Origin of the sequence: Stenotrophomonas sp. HMSC10F06, from assembly GCF_001807865.1 — a bacterium.
In the GTDB taxonomy this organism is placed as follows: Bacteria; Pseudomonadota; Gammaproteobacteria; order Xanthomonadales; family Xanthomonadaceae; genus Stenotrophomonas; species Stenotrophomonas bentonitica_A.
This window is the reverse complement of the sequence record NZ_KV791308.1, coordinates 1-22943: the sequence shown is the minus strand read 5'-3', so window position 1 is coordinate 22943 and position 22943 is coordinate 1. Positions and strand designations below refer to the sequence as shown.

Below are 22943 nucleotides of genomic sequence, written 5' to 3'. Positions count from 1 at the left end.
GTGGTTTCCGCAGCGCGTCCCACGCCGGAGAGAGGTGGCGTGGGACGCGCCGGACACTAGGTCCGCTTGCGGAACATCGACACCACCGCCAGGATCAGGAAGACGACGAACAGGATCCAGGCGACGTTGCTGGCAGCGCCGGCAATGCCCGAGAAACCAAGTACCGCCGCGATGATGGCGATGACAAAAAAGATGACGGCGTAATGCAGCATGTCGACCCTCGCGTTGATGCGTGCCGGAGTTGGCGTGGGTCCATGTTCACCAACCCGCGGTGTTCAGGGAGTGATGGATTCCTGTGCGTTCGATGAAGATGCCAGCCGCAGCAGCCCTTCTTCGATGCTGACCCGGGGCACATAGCCGAAGTCCCGGCGCGCCGGTTCCATGCTGTACCAGTGCGGCGTGCACAGCTGTTCGGCCAGGAAGCGGGTCATCGGCGGCTCGCCGCGCAGGCGCAGCAGCGGCCACAGCCGCTCGCAGACCGCACCGATCCGGTAGGCGGTCCTGAAGCTGATCGACCGGGTCACCGGCGGGGCATCCACGGCGGCCAGCAGCTTGTTGAGCAGCTCGCGCATCGGCAGCGGCTCGCCGTTGGAGATGAAGTACGCCTTGCCGGCGCAGGCCGCGCCCGGGGCCAGGTGCTCCAGGGCGAGGAAGTGGGCCAGTGCGGCGTTGTCGATGTAGGTGGTATCGACCTTGTTCTGCCCATCGCCCACGAAGCGCAGGCGGCCGGCGCGGGCGCGCTCGGCCAGGCGCGGCACCAGCTGCTGGTCGCCCGGGCCCCAGATCAGCCGGGGCCGCAACGCGACGGTAGCCAGCTGCGCATCGTTGGCGGCCAGCACGCGTTGCTCGGCGATGGCCTTGGTGGCCGCATACGGCGCCTGGAAGTTCTCGCCATAGGGCACCTCATCGGCGCCCAGGCCCTCGACCGGATGGGTGGCGCGATGGGTGACGCTGGGCGTGGAGGTGTAGACCAGCTTGCCCACGCCGTGCGCGCGGCAGGCCGCGATGACGTTGTCGGTGCCGACCACGTTGGCCTGGTGGTAACTGTCATAGCTGCCCCAGGCACCGGCCTTGGCGCCATTGTGGAAGACCGCATCGACCCCGGCCACCGCGTGCATCACCGCCTGCGCATCGGCCAGGTCGCCGCGGATCTGGCCCACGCCCATCGCCTGCAGCGCAGGGTAATGGCCGCGGTTGAACGCCAGCACTTGGTGGCCGCGCTCGATCAACCCCTTGCACAGGGCCTGGCCAAGGAAGCCGCCGCCACCGGTAACGAGGATCTTCATGCGTGCTGCTCCAGTTGCGCGGTGGCCCAGACCGCGAGCTTCTCGCGGCCGATCTTGGCGTTGTGGCGGATGTCGACCGGGAAGGCCGGGTGCAGCAGGAAATGGGCGATGCGCGCGGTGTGTGCGTGTGCCGCCGCTTCCCGGTGCAGGCGCTCGACCAGGGCGGGCGAATCGACGGTGCCGGGCTGCAGTTCGTAGCACAGCACCGGCCGCTGGCGGCCCGGCGGGCCGACGCCGACCAGCGCGGTGCGGGCGATGCCGTCCAGTGCGTTGAACACCGGCTCGACCTGTTCGGTGTACAGCGGGCCGTGCGCGGTTTCCACGCGCTGGGTCTTGCGCCCGCAGAACCACAGCCGGCCCTGCGCATCGAAATAGCCGACGTCGCCCATCCGGTGTACGACGCGCGTGCTGCCGTCGGCCAGAGTCTCGGTGATCTTCGCCGCCGCGGTGGCCTGCGGGCGGTTGAAGTAGCTGTCGGTGGCAGTCGGACCTGCCACGGTGATCTCGCCGACCTCGCCGGCGGCCAGCTCGCGGGCCTGCGACCAGCCCGGCAGCGGCGCGTCATCGATGGCGATGATGCGCACCTGGTTCGGCGCGACCACGCGGCCGACGCAGGTACCGGCGCCGGCCTCGGTGGCCTGGCGGGTGTTCTCCAGCTCGCGACCTTCGATCACCGCCACCGGCAGGCACTCGGTAGCGCCGTAGGGGGTCCAGAACTGGGCGTCGTCGGGCAGCAGGCGGCGGATCCGCGCGACCACGTCCGGCGGCACCGGTGCCCCGGCCGAGGTCACCCGGCGCACGCCGGGCAGCGGCTGGCCGTGATCGGCCAGCACCCGCATCAGCGCCGGCGAGCCGAACAGCTGGGTGACACCAAAGCGGTTGATCGCGTCATGCAGCTTGCGCGGATCGGCCTGGGCCGGCCGGGTCGGATCCATGTCCGGGATTACCGAGGTCAGCCCCAGCGCCGGATCAAACAGCGCGAACGGCGGGAAGGTCGGCAGGTCGACCCCACCCGGCTCCATCCCGAAGGCGGCGCGCAGCAGCTCGACCTGGCCCACGAAATGACGGTGGCGGTAGACCACGCCCTTGGGCACGCCGGTGGAGCCGCTGGTGAACAGGATCGCGGCGACGTCCTCGCCATCGGTCGGGGCCAGCGCAGGCGCCACCGTGGCGCCCTGGGCTTCCAGCCGGGCCAGGGTGGTGCCACCCCAGCCCCAGCGGCGGCCAACGGTCACCAGCAGGCGTGCAGAGCGGCACCAGCGCAGCGCCAGGCGCGCCACGTGGGCCAGGCCGATGCCGATGAAGGCCTCCGGCTGGGCCTCGTCCAGGCATTGCTTCAGCGCGCGCTTGTCGATGCCCGGGTCGACCAGCACCGGGACCGCGCCGTTCTTGAACAGCGCGAACATCAGCAGGAAGAATTCCGGCGAGGGCCGCACCATCACCACCGCGCGCACGCCGCGGCCGATGCCGTGCGCGGCCAGCCCGGCCGCCATCGCATCGCTGCGGGCGTTGAGGGTGCGGTAATCCAGGGTGACGTCGTAGCGCGCCATGCCGCCGGGCCCGGGCGTGCCGGGGCAGCGGATGGCGATCTGGTCGGGGCGTTCACGGGCCAGCTCGGGCAGGCGCGCGGCGATATTGATGGCGCTGTTCATCCGTTCATTGTCGCCGCTGCAGAAAATTCTTGCGCGCCGGCCGTTGGCGTGGAAAATTCGCGCCCTTCCCTCCTGCTTCGCTGCCGCCCAAGGCCGGTGCCCCATGCCCCATCCCTGCCTCACCTGCGGCGCCTGCTGCACCCAGTACCGTGTGGCCTTCCACTGGATGGAATCGGACGAGGTCACCCCGGGGGGCGTCCCGCACGAGCTCACCCAGGTGCTGGACCCGCACCGGCTGTGCATGCGCGGCACCCTGTCCAAGCCGGTCTACTGCGTGGCGCTGGATGCGGAGATCGGGGTGTATTCGCGCTGCAGCATCCACCCCAACCGCCCCAGCGTGTGCCGTGAGGTGGACGCCTCGTGGGAGTACGGCAAGGCCAGCCCGCAGTGCGACAAGGCGCGCATCGCGCACGGCATGCCGGCGCTGACCCTGGCCGACTGGCGCTGGCGGGACGAGGCGGGCAATGATGATGATCATCCCGATGACAACGGCAATTCGCCGGCGCCGCAGGCGCCGATCGCGGCGTAGTTGGGGGCGCCGGGGTTATGGCGCGAGGGCGGAAGCAGCCGACCGGAAAGCAGCCGACCAACGGTCGGCTCTACCGGTGAGGGTGCCTACCGGTTGATGGTAGGTGACGACCGTGGGTCGTCACGCCGATCAGATCGGATTCGCGTCCAGAAACGCGCGGATCTTCGGCACCAGCACCTCGTGCTTGTCCTCCAGCACGTAATGCCCGGCATCCTCGAAGGCGTGCACCTGCGCCTGCGGCAGCGCGGCCTCGAAGCCCTTCAGGAAGTGATGGTCGAACACGAAGTCGCGCAGGCCCCAGCCGATGAACGCCGGGCGGTCGGCGTAGCTGGGCAGGGTCTGGCCGGAACGCTCCAGCAGCGACCAGGCCTTGTCGGCCGGTGACAGCGGGATGTCCTGCATGAAGCGGATGGTGCTGATGCGGTTGGCGTAGCTGTTGTACGGCGACACGTACGCGTGGCGTACGTCCGCCGGCATCTTCCGTTCCACGCCCAGCCACGAAGCACCGGAGGAGAAGGCGTTGAAGGTACGGATGAGCCACTCGCCAATCTTCCAGTGGCGACCCAGCGCGATCTGCCACGGCATCTTCTTCGCGGCCGGCATCGGGAAGGCGGCGGTGTTGAGCACCACCAGGCGCTTGACCTGCGCGTGGTGCGACAGCGCCCAGCCGAAGCCGATCATGCCGCCCCAGTCGTGCACGGCCAGGGTCACCGGGCCGGTGATGCCCAGGTGCGCGAGCAGCGCGTCCAGATCATCCACGCGCGACTGCAGGGTGTAGTCGTAGTGCGCATCATCGGGCTTGTCCGACAGGCCCATGCCGATATGGTCCGGCACGATGCAGCGGTACTTGTCCGAGAGGCCGGCCACCAGGGTGCGCCAGTAATAGCTCCACGACGGGTTGCCGTGGACCATCACCACCACCTCGCCATCGCGCGGGCCTTGGTCGAGATAGCTCATCGACAGGCCGGGGCGCACTTGGAAGCGGTGCGGATGGGCGGGGTAACCGGGCAGCTGGGGCATTCAATCGCACCTGTGAAAAGGGCCGGCAGAACCGGCCCTTGATGTTCAATTCCGGCGCAGCAGACACGGCCCCGGAAGCAACGCCGCAGCAGGCTGCGGCCAATGGGTTACCAGACCACTTCGGCCATCGAGCAGTTCAGGCCCGAGCCGATGCCGAGCAGCGCGATGCGATCGCCCTTCTTCAGCTTGCCCAGCTGCTTGAGCTTGCTCAGCACGATCGGCACCGAGGCCGGGCCGATGTTGCCGTGCTCGCCGAAGATCGTCATCACCTTCTTCGGGTCGATCCCGAAGTTCTTGATGAAGGCAGCGGTATGCGGCTGGCTGACCTGGTGGATCACGAACTGGTCCAGTTCCTCCACGGCCCAGCCCAGTGCTTCACGGGCGGCGACGAAGGTCTTCTGCGCCAGCTTGATGCCTTCGATCAGCAGCATGCGGGTGTCGGTGACCATGCGGTCCAGGTTGCCGCGGCACAGCTGGTTCCACTCGGTCGCCGAGCGGGTCACGCCACCGCGGTAACGCGGGGCATCGGGCACCAGCTCGGTGCGCGCCATGACCATCGCCGCGGCACCGCAGCCCAGGGTCAGGGCGGCCATCTCGTTGCGGAAGTCATCGGCGGTCACGCCCGGCAGGGCCATGCGCTCGAGGGTCTTCTCGTACACCAGGTTGGCGGTTTCACCGTCGACGATCAGCGCGTAGTCGATCTCGCCGCGTTCGAGCATGCGGGCGGCGATGTCCATGCCGTTGATGAAGGCCAGGCAGGCATTGGCGACGTCGAAGGTCATGCATTCGTCGCCGACCCCCAGGTTGCCCGAGACGATGCTGGCCGTGGACGGCTCCAGGTAATCGCGGCTGACCGAGGTGTTGACCAGCAGGCCGATCTTGTCGGCGCCGATCCCGGCGTCTTCCAGGGCTTTGCGGGCGGCCAGCGTGGCGGCGTCGGAGGCCAGCATGTCGGCATCCCACAGGCGGCGGGCGTGGATGCCCGCGATATCGCCGAGCACGTCGGTACGGATGCCAAGGCGATCCAGCGTCGGCTTCAGCCGTTCGTTGATTTCCTTGGACGTCAGCGTGTGCGGCGCGTCGATGTGCGCCAGGCCGGCGATCGAGACATTCTTGAAGAGCATCAGTTAGCGCCAAGGCTCAGGCGAAGGGGGCGCTATTGTAAGCCGGCACGGCTTTCACCGCACCTTTACGAATTCACGCCCGGGCGTATGGTCCGGGCACGGGGTGAAGGGTTCAGCGTGGCGGGCACTGGAAAGCCAGGAATCGCTGGCTGCCATCGGCCGGCAGGCCCGAGGCCTGCACGGCGTTGGCACCGGCGCTGGGGGCCTCGTTGCGGGCCAGGGTTTCCAGCTCTTCCTGCACGCGCAGCGGGTTGCGGTTGTAGAAGCCGACCTTGCTCTTCACGGTCACCACCACTTCGCCCTTGCTCTGGCAGCCGCTGGGAACCGCACCGGCCGGCAGCACGCGGACCGTCTTGCCGGAGGATTCGATCGGCACCCAGGTGCAGGCGGAAACGCTGAGGATCAGGGCGGACAGAAGCAGAATGCGCATGGGCAAGGCCTGGCTGGAATACGTAAGGGAGTGTGCGGGAAACAACTGAATCGGGGGTGATCAGGTGCCGGGTGGGTCCCCGGCACCTGAGCGGCTGGCGGGCGCGGTGGCCGGCCAGCGTTGGGCGTCACCGGCTCTTTGGTGCCGGGGCAGCCGGAGTGGCCGGGGCGTCGACCACCTTGCCTTCGGCATCGATGACCTGCACCTGGCCAAGCTTGAGCGCACGCACCGGTGCCTCGGTCTGCTTGAGGTCACCCACCACCACCCAGGTCAGCGCGTTCGGGTCCAGCGTGGCCGCGGCCTGCTGCACCTGGGCCGGGGTCATCGCTTCGATCTCGGCCTTGCGCTGGACCACGTAATCGTCGGGGCGCTGGTAGCGCACGATCCCGCTGATGGTGCCCATCACCGCGCTGGCGGTCTCATAGGCGCCGGGCAGGCTCAGGTTCTGGATGTTGCGGATACGCGCCACTTCGGCCGGGGTGGCCGGCTTGGCGCCGCTGGCGAACTCGGCGATTTCCTTCTGCATCTCCTGCATCGCCTCGGCGGTCTTGTCGATCTGCACCGGCGCGCGGGCGCCCCATGGGCGCTGGCCCAGGGTGTTGCTGGCGCTGCTGCCGGCCCCGTAGGACCAGTGCTTCTGCTCACGCAGGTTCATGTTCAGGCGCGAGGTGAAGTCGCCGCCGAGCACGCCGTTGGCGATATCGAAGCGGGTCGAACCCGGGTCCCTGGACGAGGGCACCACCTGGCTGGCGAACAGGTTGGCCTGCACCGCGCCCGGCTGATCAATCAGATACACCCGGGCCTGCGTCGGACGTGCGACGTCCACCGGCGCCTTGACCTGTGGCGCGGGGCCTTCAGCCTTCCAGTTGCCAAGCTGGCGTTCCAGCAACGGTACGATTTCCTTCAGCGTGGTGTCGCCGACCACGATCAGCGTGCCCTGCTCCGGGCGCAGCCAATCACGGTGGAAGTCCACCAGGTCTTCGCGGGTCATGGACTGGATGTCCACTTCATTGCCGCTGCCGGTGAACGGGATCGCGTATGGATGGCCCGCGCCGTACAGCAGCGTCGGCATCACGCGCATCGCAACCGCGCTGGGGTTGACCTTCTCCTGCTGGATGCCGGCGATCCAGGTCGCCTTGACCCGATCGATCTCGCCTTGATCGAAGCGCGGCTGGCGCAGCATGTCGGCATACAGCGCCAGCGACGGGGCCAGGTTCTCCTTCAGCGCCGACAGGTACACGCTGGTGCTGTCGAGCGAGGCGGAGGCATCGAGCTTGGCGCCCAGTGCGTCGGCCGCGTCGGCGAACGGCAGCGCGCCGAGCTTGCCGGCACCTTCGGTGAGCAGGCCCATGGTGAAGTTGGCCGTGCCGGACTTGCGGCCCTGGTCGGCGGTGAAGCCGCCCGGGAATTCGTAGCTGAACTGCACGACCGGAATGTCATGACGCTCGGCCAGGATCACCTGGGTGCCGTTCTTCAGTGTGGCGCGGTGCAGCTCCGGGAACTTCAGGTCCGGGAAGGTCTTGGTCTGCGGCACGCCGGTGCTGCGGTCGACCTGCTTGGCCAAGGTCGTGAAGCTGGGATCCACCGCGGGCACGGTGAACGGCTTGGGCGTTTCCGACGGCAGTTCGGCCAAGGCGACACGCGCGCCCGGTTCGACCACGATGGTGTGGTCGCCGACGCCCAGCCACTTGGCGCCGACATCACGCACCTGCGCAGCGGTGGCCGCATCGATGGTGGCCAACGACTTGCGGAAGCAGCCCGGGTCACCTTCGTACACGGTGCACTCGGCCAGCGCGTCGGCCTTGCCGCCGAACCCGCCGATGCGCTCGATGCCGCGGATGAAGCCGGCACGGAAGGCGGTCTTGCCGCGGCTCAGCTCATCGGCGGTCGGACCGTCCTTGGCCAGGCGCTTGACCTCTTCATCGATGATCGCCTCGACCTTGGCCGGGTCCACGCCCTGCTTGACGCTGGCCATGATCACGAAGTTCGAGCCCAGCTGCGAGCTGTAGGCGCCGGCGCTGATGTTGTCCACCAGCTTGTCCTGGTGCAGCAGGCGCTGATCCAGACGCGAGGACTTCGCACCGCCGAGGACCTGCGCGAACAGCTGCAGCTGATCGATGTCGGTGGTGCCGACCTGGGCGACGTTCCAGGCGCGGTAGATGCGCGCCTGCGGCACCTTGTCGGTCATCACTTCGCGCGTGCTCTTCTCGCGCTTGGCTACGTCCACCTTGGGCTGGGCCATGCTCGGGCCGGCCGGGATGTCGCCGAAGTACTTGGCGACCTTTTCCTTCGCGGTGGCCACGTCGATGTCACCGGCCAGCACCAGCACCGCATTGTTCGGGCCGTACCAGGTGCGGAACCAGGTCTTCACGTCGTCCAGCGAGGCGGCGTTGAGATCGTTCATCGAGCCGATCACGCTGTGGTGGTACGGGTGGCCGGCCGGATACATCGCGCGGGTCAGCTTTTCCCAGACCTGGCCATAGGGCTGGTTCTCGCCCTGGCGCTTCTCGTTCTGGACCACGCCGCGCTGCTCGTCCAGCGCCGCCTGGTCGATCGCCCCGAGCAGATGCCCCATGCGGTCGGACTCCATCCACAGCGCCATGTCCAGCGCGGTGGTCGGCACGTTCTCGAAGTAATTGGTGCGGTCGGTATTGGTGGTGCCGTTCTGGCCGGTCACGCCAACCTGCTTGAAGGGCTCGAAGTATTCGCCGTCGTGGTTCTCGCTGCCCTGGAACATCAGGTGTTCGAACAGGTGCGCGAAGCCGGTGCGGCCGGCGGGTTCGTCCTTGCTGCCCACGTGGTACCAGATATTCACCGCCACGATCGGCGCCTTGCGGTCGGTGTGCACCACCACGCGCAGGCCATTGGGCAGGGTGAACTGTTCGAACGGAATGTCGACCTTGGCCGCCGTGGCCGGCTTGGCCAGGACCGGTGCCGGCGCGAACGAGCCCAAGGCGGCGGAAAGCGCTACAGCCAGCAGCGCGGCACGCGGTCGAAGTTGGACGGTCATTCCGGTTCCTTGGTCATGAAAGTGAAGCCGGATGCTAGCGCGCCGCCCGGGCAAAAGGCATCGGCCAACAGTCATTGACCTGCCGATGGCGGCGGATCCGCCACGAACCGCACATCCGAGCGTGGCCGCACGCGGCCGGGCGGACAGTCCGCGGCCCTGCGGCGGACACGTGTCCGGACATCGGACACCGCTACTTCGCAAAAAACCCTTTGAAATCAATGCGTAAAAGTTGGCACGCGACCTGCTTGGTACATGGCAAGGGAAACAAGGATCAAACCGAAACTGACTGGATGCTGAACAACAACAAGAATAGTGAAATTATTCTTGCAAGCCCCGAATCGGTGTACTACCTTACTACTACACCACTGATCACCAACACTAAACAGGACCTCGCCATGAACACCAAGACTCTCGCCCTCGCCATCGCCATCGCCTTTGCCGCCGGTTCCGCGTTTGCTTCGTCGGTGCAGGCCGCCCCCGCCATCGTCACCCTGGACACCGTGCAGGTCCGCCCCTCGGCCGACCAGATCGCCCAGGCCGAGGTTGAGCGCACCAGCGACATCCCGACCCTGGCGGTCGTGGAAGTCCGTCCGACCGCTGGCCTGATCGCCGAGTACCGCGCCGAACTGGCCGCCAACCGCCGCGTCACCACCCTGGCCGCCGTGGAAGTGCGTCCGACCGCCGAACAGCGCCAGGCCCTGGCTGCCGAACAGACCAACGACCGCGGCTACGTCGCCACCTTCACCGCTGCCGCCACTGCCGTGGCCAACGAAGTGATCATCAACCTGCCGACCCTGCAGGTGCGTCCGTCGGCTGCCGACCTGCAGGCCCTGGCCCTGGAAACCGCCGCTGCCGCCGCCACGACCCTGATCCGCCAGTAAGCCGCTGCTGCGGTCTTCCGCAGCCACGGCGTACACTTCGCCGATGACTGCCACGCCCACGTTCCATGTCGTCCTGTTCCAACCCGAAATCCCGCCGAATACCGGCAATGTGATCCGCCTCTGCGCCAACACCGGCGCGCGGCTGCACCTGATCGAGCCGCTCGGTTTCGACCTGAGCGACAAGCAGCTCAAGCGCGCCGGCCTGGACTATCACGAATACGCTCGGCTGCAGGTCCATCCTGATCTGGAAACCGCCCTGCAGGTCATTGCGCCCAAGCGCCTGTTCGCGCTGAGTACCCGCGGCAGCGTGCGTTACGACACCCAGCAGTTCGAAGACGGCGATGCCTTCCTGTTCGGCCCGGAAACCCGCGGCCTGCCCCAGGACCTGCTCGACAGCCTGCCCCACGGCCGCCGCCTGCGCCTGCCGATGCAGCCGGACAACCGCAGCCTCAATCTGTCCAACACGGTCGCCGTGGTGATGTACGAGGCATGGCGCCAGAACGGGTTTGCCGGCGGGGAATAAGATGCCGTGCCGACCAACGGTCGGCACCTACCGGTGACACAGGCACCTGACCGTTGGTGTAGCACCTGACCGTTGGTCAGGTGACCTCAGAACGCATTGATCCCGGTCAGCTCGCGGCCGATCACCAGCTGGTGCACGGTCTCGGTGCCCTCGTAGGTGATCACCGATTCCAGATTGAGTGCATGCCGGATCGCCACGTGCTCGGTGGTGATGCCGGCGCCGCCGAGCAGGTCGCGGCATTCGCGCGCGATGTCGATGGCCATGCGGCAGTTGTTCCACTTGGCCAGGCTGACCTGCTGCGGCTGCAGGTGGCCGGCATCCTTCAGGCGCCCCAGCTGCAGGGCCAGCAACTGCGCGGTGGTGATCCGCCGCGCCATGTCGGCCAGCTTGATCTGCGCACTCTGCGTGGCCGCCACCGGCCGGCCGAACAGCACCCGCTGCTTGGTGTAGCCCAGGGCTTCATCCAGGCAGGCCACCGCAGCGCCGATCGGACCCCAGCTGATCCCGTAGCGCGCCTGGTTCAAGCAGCCCAGCGGCCCCTTCAGCCCCTGCACGTTCGGCAGGCGGTTGCGGTCGGGCACGCGCACGTTGTCGAAGAACAGCGCACCGGTCAGCGAGGCGCGCAGGCTCATCTTGTGCTTGATCTCCTGCGTGGTGAACCCGGCCATGCACTTTTCCAGCACGAAGCCCTGGATGCCATCGTCGGTATGCGCCCACACGATCGCGATGTCGGCCACCGGTCCGCTGGTGATCCACATCTTGCTGCCGTTGATCAGCCAGTCACCGCCATCGCGCACCGCGCGGGTCTTCATCGCCGCCGGATCGGAGCCGCCATGCGCCTCGGTCAGCCCGAAGCAGCCGATCACCTTGCCGGTGGCCATGTCCGGCAACCAGCGCAGCCGCTGTTCTTCGCTGCCGTAAGCATGGATGGGGTACATGCACAGCGAGCTCTGCACCGAAACGAAGCTGCGCAGGCCCGAATCGCCGCGCTCCAGCTCCTGGCAGATCAAGCCGTAGCTCACCGCATTGAGCCCGCCGCCGCCGTACTGCTCGGGCAGGCTGGAGCCGAGCAGGCCCAGCGCGGCAATCTCGGGAATCAATTCGTCCGGGAAACGCCCGTCGTCGAAGGCATCGCCGATGATCGGCAGCACCCGCGTATCGGTGAAGCGCGCCACCGTCGCCTGCACCGCGCGCTCCTCTTCGCTGAGCAGCGAACGGATATCGAACAGATCGAACGGATTCAGTGACATGGCATCCCGGCAGGTGGCGGTGGAACAGGCTCCCATTGTGGTCGTTGTGCGCGAAGCGGCCAAGGGACGGCGGGGCAGCGCGGTTGCTGCGCCGCAGCATCCTGGTATCGAACACGCGGCGACACCGCTGTCATCGTCGGCGATCTAGGCTTAAATGCGCCGTGCCGGTACTCTGGCGCACTGATCCACCGTTTCGCCGTGGTGTGACACGCGCGATTCCCAGGCAACCGCCGCCGTTCAACCCGCGGCACTACCCAAGAGTTACGCAGCCCCATGAGCGAAGAAATCAACGTCCTGCCCCCGCGTGAAGTGATGGAATTCGATGTGGTGATCGTCGGTGGCGGCCCTGCTGGCCTGGCCACGGCGATCCGGCTGCGCCAGCGCGCCATCGAGGCTGGCCGCGAGCTGTCGGTCTGCATCCTGGAGAAGGGCTCCGAACCCGGCGCGCACATCCTGTCCGGCGCGGTGATGGACCCACGCGCGTTGACCGAACTGTTCCCGGACTGGGCCGAGCGCGGCGCACCGCTGAAGCAGAAGGTCACCCGCGACGAATTCCTGTTCCTCAATGAAACCGGCTCGCGCAGCACGCCCAACGCGCTGCTGCCGGAGTGCTTCCACAACGAAGGCAACTACATCGTCAGCCTCGGCGAGGTCACCCGCTGGCTGGCGCAGCAGGCCGAGGCGCTGGAAGTGGCGATCTTCCCCGGCTTCCCCGCGGCGGAGGTGCTGTACAGCGAGGACGGTGCGGTGATCGGCGTGGCCACCGGCGACATGGGCATCGAAAAGAACGGTCAGCCCGGCCCCGCGTTCGAGCGCGGCATGGCGCTGCACGCCAAGTACACGATCTTCGCCGAAGGCTCGCGCGGGCATCTCGGCCGCCAGTTGATCGCACGCTTCCAGCTTGATGCCGGCAAGGATCCGCAGGCCTATGGCATCGGCATCAAGGAGCTGTGGCAGATCGATCCGGCCAAGCATGAGCCGGGCCTGGTGGTGCACGCCGCCGGCTGGCCGCTGGACAACGACACCTACGGCGGCGCGTTCCTGTATCACGCCGAGGGCGGCAAGGTCTCGATCGGTTATGTGGTCGGCCTGGATTACAAGAACCCGTGGCTGAGCCCGTTCGAAGAGTTCCAGCGCTTCAAGACACACCCGGACATCCGCAAGCACCTGGAAGGGGGCAAGCGCATCGGCTACGGCGCGCGCGCGATCACCGCCGGTGGGCTGATGTCGCTGCCCAGGACGGTGTTCCCCGGTGGCGCGCTGGTCGGCTGCGAGGCCGGCTATCTCAACGTCAGCCGGATCAAGGGCAGCCATGCCGCGATCAAGACCGGCATGCTCGCCGCCGATGCCGCCTTCGATGCGCTGGTGGCCGATCGCCAGCACGATGAATTGAGCGCCTATCCACAGGCGTTCGAGACCAGCTGGCTGCATGCCGAACTGCAGCAGGCCAAGAACTTCAAGCAGTGGTTCAAGAAGGGCCAGACCGTGGCCACGTTGATGACCGGCATCGAGCAGTGGCTGCTGCCCAAGCTGGGCATCCGCAATCCGCCGTGGACGCTGCGCCACAGCACCCCGGACCATGCCTGCCTGGAGCCGGCCTCCAAGCATGCGAAGATCAACTATCCCAAGCCGGATGGCGTGCTCACCTTCGACCGGCTCAGCTCGGTGTTCCTGAGCAGCACCAACCACGCCGAAGACCAGCCCAGCCACCTGACCCTCAAGGACGCCAGCGTGCCGGTGCGGATCAACCTGGCCGAGTACGCCGGTCCCGAAGCGCGCTACTGCCCGGCCGGCGTGTACGAGTTCGTCGGCAGCGATGGGCACGAACAGCTGCAGATCAACGCGCAGAACTGCGTGCACTGCAAGACCTGCGACATCAAGGACCCTACCCAGAACATCGTGTGGGTGACCCCCCAGGGCGGCGGCGGCCCGAACTACTCGGGGATGTGATCGGCATGGCCTGCGACCACCGGTCGCAGGCCATCAGGCGCGGCAGGCACCGCCGCGCTGGCTATCCTGAGCGTCCTGTTGGACGTGACCGTGGCGCCATGGCCCCTGCTTTCCGATCGACGTTGCCGTTACTGGCCTGCCTGCTGCTGGCGGCGTGTTCGCGCACCCCGCAGACGCCGGAGCAGGCCCATCAGCAGGACCTGCAGCGCGCCTTTGCGATCTGTGCCGGTTGCCACACCGTCAGCCCGGGTGGCGTGCATCGGTTCGGCCCGAACCTGCATGGCGTGATCGGCCGGCGTGCCGGCAGTGTCGCCGGCTATCCGTATTCCAACGCGATGCGCGATGCAGGGCTGACCTGGAACGAACAGACCCTCGATGCGTTCCTGCGCTCGCCCACGCAGGCGGTGCCGGGCACGCGCATGGTCAACTCCACTGCTGACCCGGAGCGCCGGCGGCAGGTGATCGAGTATCTGCAGCAGCAGCGATGACCGGCAGGCGCCGGTCAGGACGCCTGCAGCTGCACCAGATAAGCGCGCAACGCCGCATCGAATGCGCTGACCGCCTCGGCGTGCGCCGCCACGCCTTCGTCGTCGACGCGTTCCATCAGGCTGCGCGCCTGCAGCGCCAGCGCGTCGGCCCCCAGCGTTGCCAGCCCCCCCACCAGCCGGTGCAGCACATTCACCAGTGCGGGCCCGGCCTGCGCATCCAGGGCTGCCTGCAGCTTCACCAGATCCTCGGCCGAGGCCGTGCACAGGCTCTCGATCAGCACGCCGGCCACGTGCTCCGAACCAAACCGGCGCACCAGCGCGGCCCGGTCCGGCGGCGCGTCATCCGCACCCGGTGCCTGCTCCGCGCCGGACAAGGGGCCATCCCCGTCCGGCAGCCACTGCAGCAGTGCCTGGCGCAAGGCGCCCAGTGCGACCGGCTTGGCCAGCAGATCGTCCATGCCGGCCTCGCGGCAGCGCTGCAGATCGTCCTCCATCGCGCTGGCGGTCAGCGCGATCACCGGCAGCCGGGCACCGCCGCGGTCACGCTCCTGCTCGCGGATGCGGCGGGTCATGGCATAGCCGTCCATGACCGGCATCCGGCAGTCGGTCAGCACCAGGTCGAATCGGGTGCGCGCCAGCAGCGCCAGTGCCTGTTCCCCGTTCTCGGCCAGCACGTGTGGCAAGCCCAGCTGTTGCATGCGCCACCCCATCAGCGCCTGGTTGGTGGGATGGTCCTCCACGATCAGGATGCGCCGCTGCTGCAATGCGGCCGGCAACGGCACCGCCTCCGTGTGTTCTTCGGCGGCACTGGGCTGCTCGTCCACCGGCACCACCGGTACGGTCAGCAGCACCTCCACGCGCGTGCCCTCGCCGGGGACGCTGTGCAGCGTCAGCGTGCCGTGCATCATCGCCACCAGGCGCTGGCAGATGCTCAGCCCCAGCCCCGTGCCACCGTACTGGCGGCTGGTCGCCGCGTCGGCCTGTACAAACGGCGCGAACAGCCGTTCGCGTTGCTCGGACGAGATGCCGATGCCTGTATCGCGAACGGTCAGGCGCAGCTGCTGCGCGCCGTCGGCATCACCGTCGAGCACCTCCAGCGCGATGCCGACCTCGCCGGCGCGCGTGAACTTGATGGCATTGCTGAGCAGGTTGAATGCGATCTGCCGCAGGCGCATGCCATCGACCAGGTGCATGGCCGCGAGCGCGTCGTCGATCTGGATCTGCAGCTCCAGCCCCTTGGCCACCGCCTGCGGGGCAAGCAGCTGCTGCACGTTGCCAAGCAATGCGCGCAGCGCGACCGGATGCGGTTGCAGGGACAGCGCGCCGGCCTCGATCTTGGAGTAGTCCAGCAGGTCATCAAGGATCTGCCGCAGCATCTGCGCCGAGTCCTCGATCACGCTGATGATGCGGCGCTGCTCGCCATCCAGCGAGGTGTGCGAGAGCACCTCCACCATGCCCAGCACGCCGGACATCGGTGTGCGGATCTCGTGGCTCATCGTGGCCAGGAATTCGGATTTGGCGGCGGTGGCGCGCTCTGCGGCCGCCTTGGCCAGCGCCAGCGCGTCGGCCTGTGCGCGCGCCTCGGTCACATCGATCCAGTAGCCGCTCCACAGCAGCACCCCGTCCTCGGCGTCATAGGGCAGCGCGCGCGAACGCACCCAGCGCAGCATGCCACTTGGGCGGGTACGGAATTCCATGTCCAACGGGGCGAAGTCACGCGCGGCGCTTTCCAGGGCCTGGCGCACATTGGCGCGATCACGCTCGTCGATGCGCGCGATCAGCGCGCTTTCATCGGCCATCGCCTCGGCCGCGGTGAGCCCGAACAGCGCTTCGGTGTCACCGGCGATGTACGGCAGCGACAGCCGGCCATCCCGTTCGCGACGGCCCTGGTAGACGATCGCCGGCAGGTTGTCGGTGACGTCGGCCAAGCGCTGCTCGGCACGGCGGCGCATCGCTACCTCACTGCGCAGGCGCCAGTGCCCCCACCCATGGACGAGCAGTGCGGTCAGCAGCACCAGGGCCAGCGGCACCGCCCAGCGCGCGATCCTGCGCCAGTCCAGATCGCTGCGGTACTCGGCCGACAACCAGTCGCTGCGGATCGCTTCGTGCTCGCGCGCGCTCATGTTCAACAGCAGGCGGTCGAACGTGGTGGCCAGCGGCGCGTACTGGCGTTTGACCGCCAACGACAGGCGATCGCTGAATCCCGCCGGCGCTGCCACGTGCAGCTGCGCGGGATAGTGATCACGCACGATGCGATCGATGACGGCCAGGTTGCCGATGTAGGCATCGGCGTCTCCCTTGGCCAGCCGTGCCAGCGCCAGTTCGGCGCTGCGCGCGGGCACGATGCGCGCATTGGGGGCCTGCTGCAGGACATACCCGCGCAACCGTTCCGGATCGGACAGCAGGATGCTGCGGCCATCCAGATCGGGCACGCCCAGCACCGACGCACTGCCACTGGCCGTCACCACGACGTTGGGAACGGTGATGAAGGGCTGGCTGAACACCCAGCCGTCGCCCAGGTAGTTCGAATCGTTGGGGATGCCCATGATCGCGTCGACCTCGCCGCGGCGCAGCTGCTCGCGCACATCGAACCAGTCGTGCGCCGGCACCCGCGTGAGCTGCGCCCCTACCGTGCGCAGCAGGCGCAGGTACTCGGCCGAGACACCGCTGGGCCGGTCGGCACTGTCGATGAAGGCCAGCGGTGCCGCGTTCGGCGCGAAGGCCAGGCGCAGGGGGGTGGCCAGGACACGCCTCTCCGCATTGCCCAGGATCACCTGCGACTGCACCGACCATCGCGGGGTCGGGAGCCAGCGCCGTTCCAGGCGCTCGCGCTCGGTCTCGGCGAGCGCGGCCAGGCCCATGTCCAGCGCTTCAGCCAAGGGCTGCTTGGCGTTGGGCACACCGAAGTGCAACCGCTCCGGTGGCAGGTCGCTGGGGCGCAGCAGGCTGACATCGGTCAGCCGTCGCTCGGCGATCAGGGTCGTGGCCACATACGCGTTGCCGATGTAGACGTCGGCCTCGCCGCTGCCGACCATGGCCAATGCGGCGGTGGTGCTGGCCGCGGTCACGCGCCGGGCGCCGGGAAAGCGCGAGCGTACTTCGTCGCTGGTGACGAACTCACGCTCGGTGACCACGCGCAGGCCGCGCAGGTCAGGATCAGACGATGCGCGGGTTTCGCCGGGGCGACCCACCAGCGCCAGTGGCGCCCGGGCGTAGGGGCGGGTGTAGACCATGCAGCGCGTGCGATCGGCGGTGAGCGTGATGTTCATCACCACATCGACTTCACCCCGGCATGCCGCCTCCAAAACCTCGGTCCAGTCGCGATACATCCGCACCTGCACCTGCACCCCCAGCTGCCGGGTCAGCAGGCTGAGGTAGTCGTAGCCGAGGCCGACCGGCTTGCCGTTCTGCATGGACTCGAACGGCGGCCAACCGCTGTCGTACATGCCCAGGATGATGGTAGGGTGCCTGCCAAGCCACTCGCTCTGGTGGGGGGGCAAGGGAGGCGACGCAGCCGCGGATACCTGCATGCCCGTCGCCATCGCGAGCACGAACAGAACCAGCCAGCGAATGACGTGGGTACGCATGCTGCCTGATCTCCGTAGAATGACATCCCCATCCCGGCACGGCCCGACGGCTGCCTCACAGGCAATACTAGTCCATGACCCTGCGCATTATCATCGCCGATGACCATCCGGTCGTACGGATCGGCACGAAGGCCGTGATCGAGTCCAGCGGCGTTGGCCAGGTGGTGGCCGAGGCCAGTACCGTGGCCGAGCTGATGACCGTACTGGGCGACCACGAGTGCGATGTTCTGGTCACCGATTACTCCATGCCCGGCGGCGCGCAGGCCGATGGCTTCGCGATGATCGCCATGATACGCCGGCGTTTTCCCGAGCTGCCGGTGCTGATGCTCAGCGTGTCCAACAACCTGGCGATCCTGCGCATGGTGGTCGCGACCGGCGTGCTTGGCCTGGTCGACAAGACCTCCTCGATGGATGAGCTGCCGCTGGCGATCCAGACCGTGCAGCGCGGCGTGCCCTACGTCAGCCTGTCGCTGAAGGAACGCATTGACGCAATCGGCACGGAGAGTGTCGAGGAAGGCGGAGCCCGTCCTTTGTCGCCACGCGAAGTGGAAGTGCTGCGGCTGCTTGGCAGCGGCATGACGGTCAAGGAGATCGCCCTCCATCTGCACAAGAGCGTCAGCACCATCAGCCGCCAGAAAGGCGTTGCGATGTTGAAGCTCGGGCTGAAAGGCGACGCCGAGCTGTTCGACTACCTGCGCGACGGCGAACGCTGATCCCGGTCCGCCTGCGGACGCGCGCTCTTTTTTCTTCGATACCCATGCGATGCACGTCATCGCGATGGTGTCCTGTCGTGTGCGCGCTTTACGCATGAGACGGAGTGCGCGTGCGTAGCAGATAGCGAACGAAGAGTTCCCGATGTTGCCGCTTCATTTATGTACTGCTCAGTTTGATATTCAGGGCTAATTCGGGTGACTAACGGATAATTCACACCTGTCGCCAGCAGCGATTCCCCCTTCCTCTGCTGGCGGACAAAACCAAAAAATAAAAAGGTGTTCCCGAAAATGAAGACTTCCCTGCTTGCTCTGGGTCTGCTCGCTGCACTGCCGTTCGCTGCGTCGGCAACCGACGGCCTGTCGTACAACTACGTCGAAGGCGGCTACGTGAACACCGATGCCAAGGGCGGCGACGCCGATGGCTGGGCGGTGAAGGGCTCGGTCGCCGTGGCGCCGAACTTCCATGTCTTCGGTGACTACAACGCGCAGGAAACCAAGCGCGGCAGCAACGACGTCGACCAGTGGCGCGTCGGTGTGGGCTACAACTACGGCATCGCCCCGACCACCGATCTGGTCGCCCGCGTTGCTTACCAGAAGTTCGACCCGAAGCACGGCCCGGACTTCAACGGCTACTCCACCGAAGTCGGCGTGCGCAGCGCGTTTACCCCGAACTTCGAAGGCTACGTGATGGCCGGTTACGAGGATTACAGCAAGAAGCACGGCATCAATCCGGACGGCGAGTTCTACGGCCGCGTCGGCGCCCAGGCCAAGCTCAACCAGAACTGGGGCCTGGCCGGCGAAGTGAAGCTGGCCAAGGGCGGCGACAAGGAATGGTTCGTCGGTCCGCGCTTCACCTGGTAATACGCGATACGCAATACCGCGGTACGTTGTTGGATGGCGCGGTCTCTCTCCCCTGCGCCATGAAGCCCGGCTCACGCCGGGCTTCACTTTTACAGCAGGCGACCAACGGTCGGCTCTACCTGCACGGCCGTCGCGGTTTTTTTGCGGTTGGCATGGCCACACCCTCGTCGGTACGCCACGAAACAACCCGGCCACGTGCCGGGTTGTTTCGTTCTGGCGTGGCCCAGCGCCCGACCCATCCGCCGTCGCGCCTCAAAAGAATGGACGAAGACCCCAAAAAAACCCCGGCATCTGCCGGGGTTTTGGGTGCCTCACTTGAACAGCGTGTCCGGATACTCCGGCTTCTGCTCGCGTGCCAACAACGCACGCAATCCTTCTTCGGGGGTCTGCTCACCGTGCAGCACGGCGCGCACCCGGTCGGAGATGGGCAGGTCGATGCCATGACGCCGCGCCTGGCGCATCACTTCATCGGCGGTCTGCACCGATTCCACCACCTGGCCGATCTCGCGCACCGCATCCTGCAGCGTCTGCCCACGGCCCAGGGCCAGGCCCAGCCGACGGTTGCGCGAGAGGTCGCCGGTGCAGGTCAGCACCAGATCGCCCAAGCCGGCCAGCCCCATCAGGGTTTCCGGCTTGGCACCGATCGCCGCGGCGAGCCGCAGCATTTCGTTGAGGCCACGGGTGATCAGGCCGGCACGGGCGTTGAGGCCCAGCTGCATGCCATCGGCAACGCCGGTGGCCACGGCCAGCACGTTCTTCATCGCGCCGCCGAGCTCGGCACCGACCATGTCATCGCCGGTGTAGGCGCGGAACGCCGGGCCGTGCATGGCATCGGCCACCTGCTGGGCGAAGTCCGGCGCGTCACCGTGGACGGTGATCGCGGTCGGCAGACCCTGGGTGACTTCCTTGGCGAACGACGGGCCGGTCACCACCGCCAGCGGCACGTCCGGCCCGAGGACCTCACGCGCCACTTCGTGCAGGAACCGACCGGAGCCGGGTTCGAAGCCCTTGGTCGCCCACGCCACGCCGGCATCAGCCGGGCGCAGCGGCGCCAGTGCACGCACGGTTTCACCGAAGGCGTGCGACGGCACCACCACCAGGATCCAGGCGGCGTCCTTGACGGCAGCGGCCAGGTCGGTGGTCGCGCGCAGCGACTCGGGCAGCGGAATACCCGGCAGATAACGGGTGTTCTCGTGGCGCTGGTCGATGGCCTCGACCATCGCCGCATCGCGCCCCCACAGCACGGTCGGGTGACCGTGCCGCGCGAGCAGGCTGGCCAGGGCAGTGCCCCAGGAGCCGGCGCCGAGAACCGCGATTTTGTCTGCGTGCTTGCTCATCCGTACGACTGCAGCGCCGATCAGGCGTTGCCGGCCGGCTCGGAATCGGCGAGCGAGGTCTCGCCCTGTTCCTGGCGCTGGCGCAGGGTTTCGGCGTAGAGGCCTTCGAAGTTGATCGGCTGCAGGAAGAACGGCGGGAAGCCACCGGCCTGGATCAGCTCGCTCACCAGCGAACGCACGTACGGGAACAGGATGTTCGGGCACTGGGTGCCGAGCAACACGTCGATCGACTGCGGGTCCAGGCCCACCAGGCCGAACACGCCGGCCTGCTGCACTTCGGCCACATAGGCGGTCTTCTCGCCGGCCTTGCAGGTCAGGGTCACGGCCAGCACGACTTCGAAGGCGCTCTCGCCCAGGCGCTGCACGCGCTGGTTCAGGTTGAGCTGCAGTTCCGGCTGCACGGCGTCGTTGAAGACGGCCGGAGCGTTCGGCGATTCGAACGAAACGTCCTTGACGTAGATCTTCTCGACGGTGAACGAGGGACCGGTGGCGGCGTCGACCGGCGCGACGGCGCCGTTGGTGTTCTCTTCGGACATTTCCTGTTGCTCCAAAAATGAATGCTGTAAAAACGGATTGTTACATGCCCTGCGATGGGGGCGCTGTGCGCCGCGTACAAGGCGTGCGCTGCAATCCGACGGGGATCAGTTGCGGCCCTTGACCAGCGGCAGCTCGGCCTGCTGCCACGCCGGGATGCCGCCATCGAGCACGTTGACCTGGGTGAAACCAGCCTTCTTCAAGGCCTTGGCGGCCGTCTCGGAGGCGTTGCCGCTGCGGCAGACCAGCACGACCGGGCTCTGCTGGGCCTTGGCGACCAGTTTGTGCTCCGGACCGAACTGGCTCGGCTGCACATTGCGGCTGCCGGCGATATGGCCCTTCTCGAAATCGCTGCTCGAGGACAGATCCACCACGATGGCACCACCGGCGTTCATCAGCTGGGTCAGTTCCGCCGGCTTGAGCGATTTGAAGCCTCGGAACAGACGGCGGACTTCGGTCACGATGATGGCCACGGTCAGGCCGACCAGGGCCATCGACAACATCGGGTTTCGGCCGGCAAAGGCCAGCAACTCTTCGTAATTCACTAAGATCACGGGTCGATAAGCGGGCGCCGATTGTCGCACATGCGGGCGAATCGGCGTCCAGCCCCGTGTGGGCGGGCGTCAGCGGTCCTGCCAGAGGTCGGGCAGCCCGTTGGCCTGGAGCCAGCGCTTGTCTTCGGCGTCCCAGCGCCAGATCTCCCGCACCCGCACCGTGCGCTCGGCCTGGGTGTTGTTGTTGATCACCCGCACCTCGGCGGTGCGCCCCACCCGGCCATCGGGCATGGGCACGTTGTCGCTGGCGCGATAGCTGGAGATCTTCACCTGCTCGAAGCGGCGCAGTTCCAAGTCGGTCAGCGGGTGGACCCGGGTGTATTCCGGGTCCAGGTACGGCAACGCGTCTTCAACGGTGCCCCAGCGCATCGTGGCGTCGTACTTGATCTGGGTTTCCTCCAGATCCTTGCGCTGCTTCCGGGTGGTTTTTTGCTCGGCGGCCAGGGCACTCACGCTGGTCAGCGCGAGCAATGCCAGCAGCAGGATCTGAAGCGTACGACGCATGCGAATTCCCCAATAGGCAAGGCGCCCATCCTACCGCCTGGCGAAGGCCACGAAACGGCCGCTCAGTTCAGCGGCGGCCTTGTCGCCCTCGCCCGGCTGCCGGGCGGTGAGGCTGATGCGGGCCTTGCCGCGCTGGGCGAAGGTGGCCAGGAAGCTGTCCCAGTCGGTTTCCGCATCCGCCTGGGCCTGCGCATGCAGATCGCCGTAGACCGGCGCCAGGTAGCGGATGTGGCTGTCGGCCACGTAGACATCGGCATCGAACCCAGCCAGGCGCAGCCGCAGCGTCACCAGGGCCCAGCCGGACAGGGTCAGGGCCGAGGCCAGGCTGCCACCGAAGGCGTTGCCCTTGTCATTGACGTTGGCCGCCAGCGGGGCATGGATGTGCAGGACGCCGTCGCGATAGTCGTGGACACGGATCTGCATGGCCGCCACCGGCGGCATGGCATCCAGGACATGCTGCAGCGCGGACAACTGCGCCGGCAGGGAATCGGTTGCGGACATCTGGTTGATCACGTCACAACGAAGGGCTCGCATAATGCCCGCAATGAACACCGAAACGAAAGTCGCGCCCTGGACCCTGATCTCGCTGCGCCCGCGTGGCCAGCATGCGCCGCTGCGGCGTGCGGCCGCTGCCGCCGGAGCGCGCGTCATCGCGCTCTCGCCGTGGGCGCTGCAGGCCTGCGCTGATACGGCCACGCGCGCCGCGCTGG

General features: G+C 67.4%; 21 protein-coding genes and 1 pseudogene. 8 read left to right on the top strand and 14 right to left on the bottom strand.

Annotation, left to right across the window (positions count from 1 at the left end):
- Window positions 1-56: 56 nt before the first annotated feature.
- From HMPREF3113_RS17125 to oleC, 3 genes are all read right to left on the bottom strand, one after another.
- Entirely contained in the window at window positions 57-212 is a 156-nt protein-coding gene (locus tag HMPREF3113_RS17125; RefSeq protein ID WP_019184873.1) for a DUF1328 domain-containing protein, read from the bottom strand.
- Window positions 213-275: 63 nt separating this feature from the next.
- Window positions 276-1286, bottom strand: a complete 1011-nt coding sequence (gene oleD / locus HMPREF3113_RS17120; protein ID WP_019184874.1) for a 2-alkyl-3-oxoalkanoate reductase — start codon at window positions 1284-1286, stop codon at window positions 276-278.
- Window positions 1283-2938, bottom strand: a complete 1656-nt coding sequence (gene oleC, locus HMPREF3113_RS17115) for an olefin beta-lactone synthetase (protein ID WP_070474253.1) — start codon at window positions 2936-2938, stop codon at window positions 1283-1285. The genes oleD and oleC overlap by 4 nt, the downstream gene beginning before the upstream one ends.
- A gap of 103 nt (window positions 2939-3041) precedes the next feature.
- On the opposite strand from oleC, the gene HMPREF3113_RS17110 reads away from it, so the two are divergent.
- Complete coding sequence (locus HMPREF3113_RS17110) at window positions 3042-3467, top strand: YkgJ family cysteine cluster protein (RefSeq protein WP_019184876.1); 426 nt, start codon at window positions 3042-3044, stop codon at window positions 3465-3467.
- A 129-nt stretch (window positions 3468-3596) separates the two neighbouring features.
- Here the strand turns inward: HMPREF3113_RS17110 and HMPREF3113_RS17105 are convergent, their stop codons facing one another.
- From HMPREF3113_RS17105 to HMPREF3113_RS17090, 4 genes are all read right to left on the bottom strand, one after another.
- Complete coding sequence (locus tag HMPREF3113_RS17105) at window positions 3597-4487, bottom strand: alpha/beta fold hydrolase (protein WP_070474251.1); 891 nt, start codon at window positions 4485-4487, stop codon at window positions 3597-3599.
- A gap of 107 nt (window positions 4488-4594) precedes the next feature.
- Complete coding sequence (locus HMPREF3113_RS17100; protein WP_019184878.1) at window positions 4595-5611, bottom strand: 3-oxoacyl-ACP synthase III; 1017 nt, start codon at window positions 5609-5611, stop codon at window positions 4595-4597.
- Between the two features lie 112 nt (window positions 5612-5723).
- A complete protein-coding gene (locus HMPREF3113_RS17095) occupies window positions 5724-6041 on the bottom strand; it encodes a DUF4156 domain-containing protein (RefSeq protein WP_046272272.1) in 318 nt (105 codons plus the stop codon).
- 127 nt (window positions 6042-6168) lie between these two features.
- Window positions 6169-9051, bottom strand: coding sequence for a M16 family metallopeptidase (locus HMPREF3113_RS17090; protein ID WP_070474249.1), 2883 nt, complete (start codon window positions 9049-9051; stop codon window positions 6169-6171).
- A gap of 395 nt (window positions 9052-9446) precedes the next feature.
- Between HMPREF3113_RS17090 and HMPREF3113_RS17085 the strand changes: the two genes are divergently transcribed.
- Window positions 9447-9932, top strand: a complete 486-nt coding sequence (locus HMPREF3113_RS17085) for an XAC0231 family protein (RefSeq protein WP_070474247.1) — start codon at window positions 9447-9449, stop codon at window positions 9930-9932.
- Window positions 9933-9975: 43 nt separating this feature from the next.
- Window positions 9976-10455, top strand: coding sequence for a tRNA (uridine(34)/cytosine(34)/5-carboxymethylaminomethyluridine(34)-2'-O)-methyltransferase TrmL (gene trmL, locus HMPREF3113_RS17080; protein ID WP_019184882.1), 480 nt, complete (start codon window positions 9976-9978; stop codon window positions 10453-10455).
- An 86-nt stretch (window positions 10456-10541) separates the two neighbouring features.
- Here the strand turns inward: trmL and HMPREF3113_RS17075 are convergent, their stop codons facing one another.
- Window positions 10542-11705 (bottom strand): acyl-CoA dehydrogenase family protein, encoded by a 1164-nt coding sequence (locus HMPREF3113_RS17075; RefSeq protein ID WP_070474244.1) that lies wholly within the window; start codon window positions 11703-11705, stop codon window positions 10542-10544.
- Between the two features lie 273 nt (window positions 11706-11978).
- Between HMPREF3113_RS17075 and HMPREF3113_RS17070 the strand changes: the two genes are divergently transcribed.
- Both HMPREF3113_RS17070 and HMPREF3113_RS17065 read left to right on the top strand, forming a co-directional pair.
- On the top strand, window positions 11979-13655 hold the full coding sequence (locus HMPREF3113_RS17070) for an electron transfer flavoprotein-ubiquinone oxidoreductase (protein WP_070474241.1): 1677 nt from the start codon (window positions 11979-11981) through the stop codon (window positions 13653-13655).
- A 98-nt stretch (window positions 13656-13753) separates the two neighbouring features.
- The gene (locus HMPREF3113_RS17065) at window positions 13754-14143 is read left to right on the top strand and encodes a c-type cytochrome (protein ID WP_070474236.1); all 390 of its coding nucleotides are present in this window, start codon (window positions 13754-13756) and stop codon (window positions 14141-14143) included.
- 14 nt (window positions 14144-14157) lie between these two features.
- Here the strand turns inward: HMPREF3113_RS17065 and HMPREF3113_RS17060 are convergent, their stop codons facing one another.
- The gene (locus HMPREF3113_RS17060) at window positions 14158-17730 is read right to left on the bottom strand and encodes an ATP-binding protein (RefSeq protein WP_070474233.1); all 3573 of its coding nucleotides are present in this window, start codon (window positions 17728-17730) and stop codon (window positions 14158-14160) included.
- 74 nt (window positions 17731-17804) lie between these two features.
- Here HMPREF3113_RS17060 and HMPREF3113_RS17055 point away from each other — a divergent pair, with 74 nt between their 5' ends.
- On the top strand, window positions 17805-18443 hold the full coding sequence (locus tag HMPREF3113_RS17055; RefSeq protein WP_070474229.1) for a response regulator: 639 nt from the start codon (window positions 17805-17807) through the stop codon (window positions 18441-18443).
- 288 nt (window positions 18444-18731) lie between these two features.
- The gene (locus tag HMPREF3113_RS17050; protein ID WP_019184889.1) at window positions 18732-19304 is read left to right on the top strand and encodes an OmpO family porin; all 573 of its coding nucleotides are present in this window, start codon (window positions 18732-18734) and stop codon (window positions 19302-19304) included.
- A gap of 311 nt (window positions 19305-19615) precedes the next feature.
- Here HMPREF3113_RS17050 and HMPREF3113_RS17045 read toward each other — a convergent pair whose 3' ends face one another.
- The 5 genes from HMPREF3113_RS17045 to HMPREF3113_RS17025 form a co-directional block, all read right to left on the bottom strand.
- The gene (locus tag HMPREF3113_RS17045; RefSeq protein ID WP_019184890.1) at window positions 19616-20641 is read right to left on the bottom strand and encodes an NAD(P)H-dependent glycerol-3-phosphate dehydrogenase; all 1026 of its coding nucleotides are present in this window, start codon (window positions 20639-20641) and stop codon (window positions 19616-19618) included.
- A 20-nt stretch (window positions 20642-20661) separates the two neighbouring features.
- The gene (gene secB / locus HMPREF3113_RS17040; protein ID WP_019184891.1) at window positions 20662-21177 is read right to left on the bottom strand and encodes a protein-export chaperone SecB; all 516 of its coding nucleotides are present in this window, start codon (window positions 21175-21177) and stop codon (window positions 20662-20664) included.
- 105 nt (window positions 21178-21282) lie between these two features.
- Window positions 21283-21720, bottom strand: coding sequence for a rhodanese-like domain-containing protein (locus tag HMPREF3113_RS17035; RefSeq protein WP_019184892.1), 438 nt, complete (start codon window positions 21718-21720; stop codon window positions 21283-21285).
- A gap of 78 nt (window positions 21721-21798) precedes the next feature.
- Window positions 21799-22233, bottom strand: coding sequence for a hypothetical protein (locus HMPREF3113_RS17030; protein WP_019184893.1), 435 nt, complete (start codon window positions 22231-22233; stop codon window positions 21799-21801).
- 30 nt (window positions 22234-22263) lie between these two features.
- The gene (locus tag HMPREF3113_RS17025; RefSeq protein WP_026070058.1) at window positions 22264-22734 is read right to left on the bottom strand and encodes a YiiD C-terminal domain-containing protein; all 471 of its coding nucleotides are present in this window, start codon (window positions 22732-22734) and stop codon (window positions 22264-22266) included.
- Window positions 22735-22777: 43 nt separating this feature from the next.
- On the opposite strand from HMPREF3113_RS17025, the pseudogene HMPREF3113_RS17020 reads away from it, so the two are divergent.
- Window positions 22778-22943 (top strand): annotated as a pseudogene (locus HMPREF3113_RS17020) (uroporphyrinogen-III synthase); the annotation flags it as partial.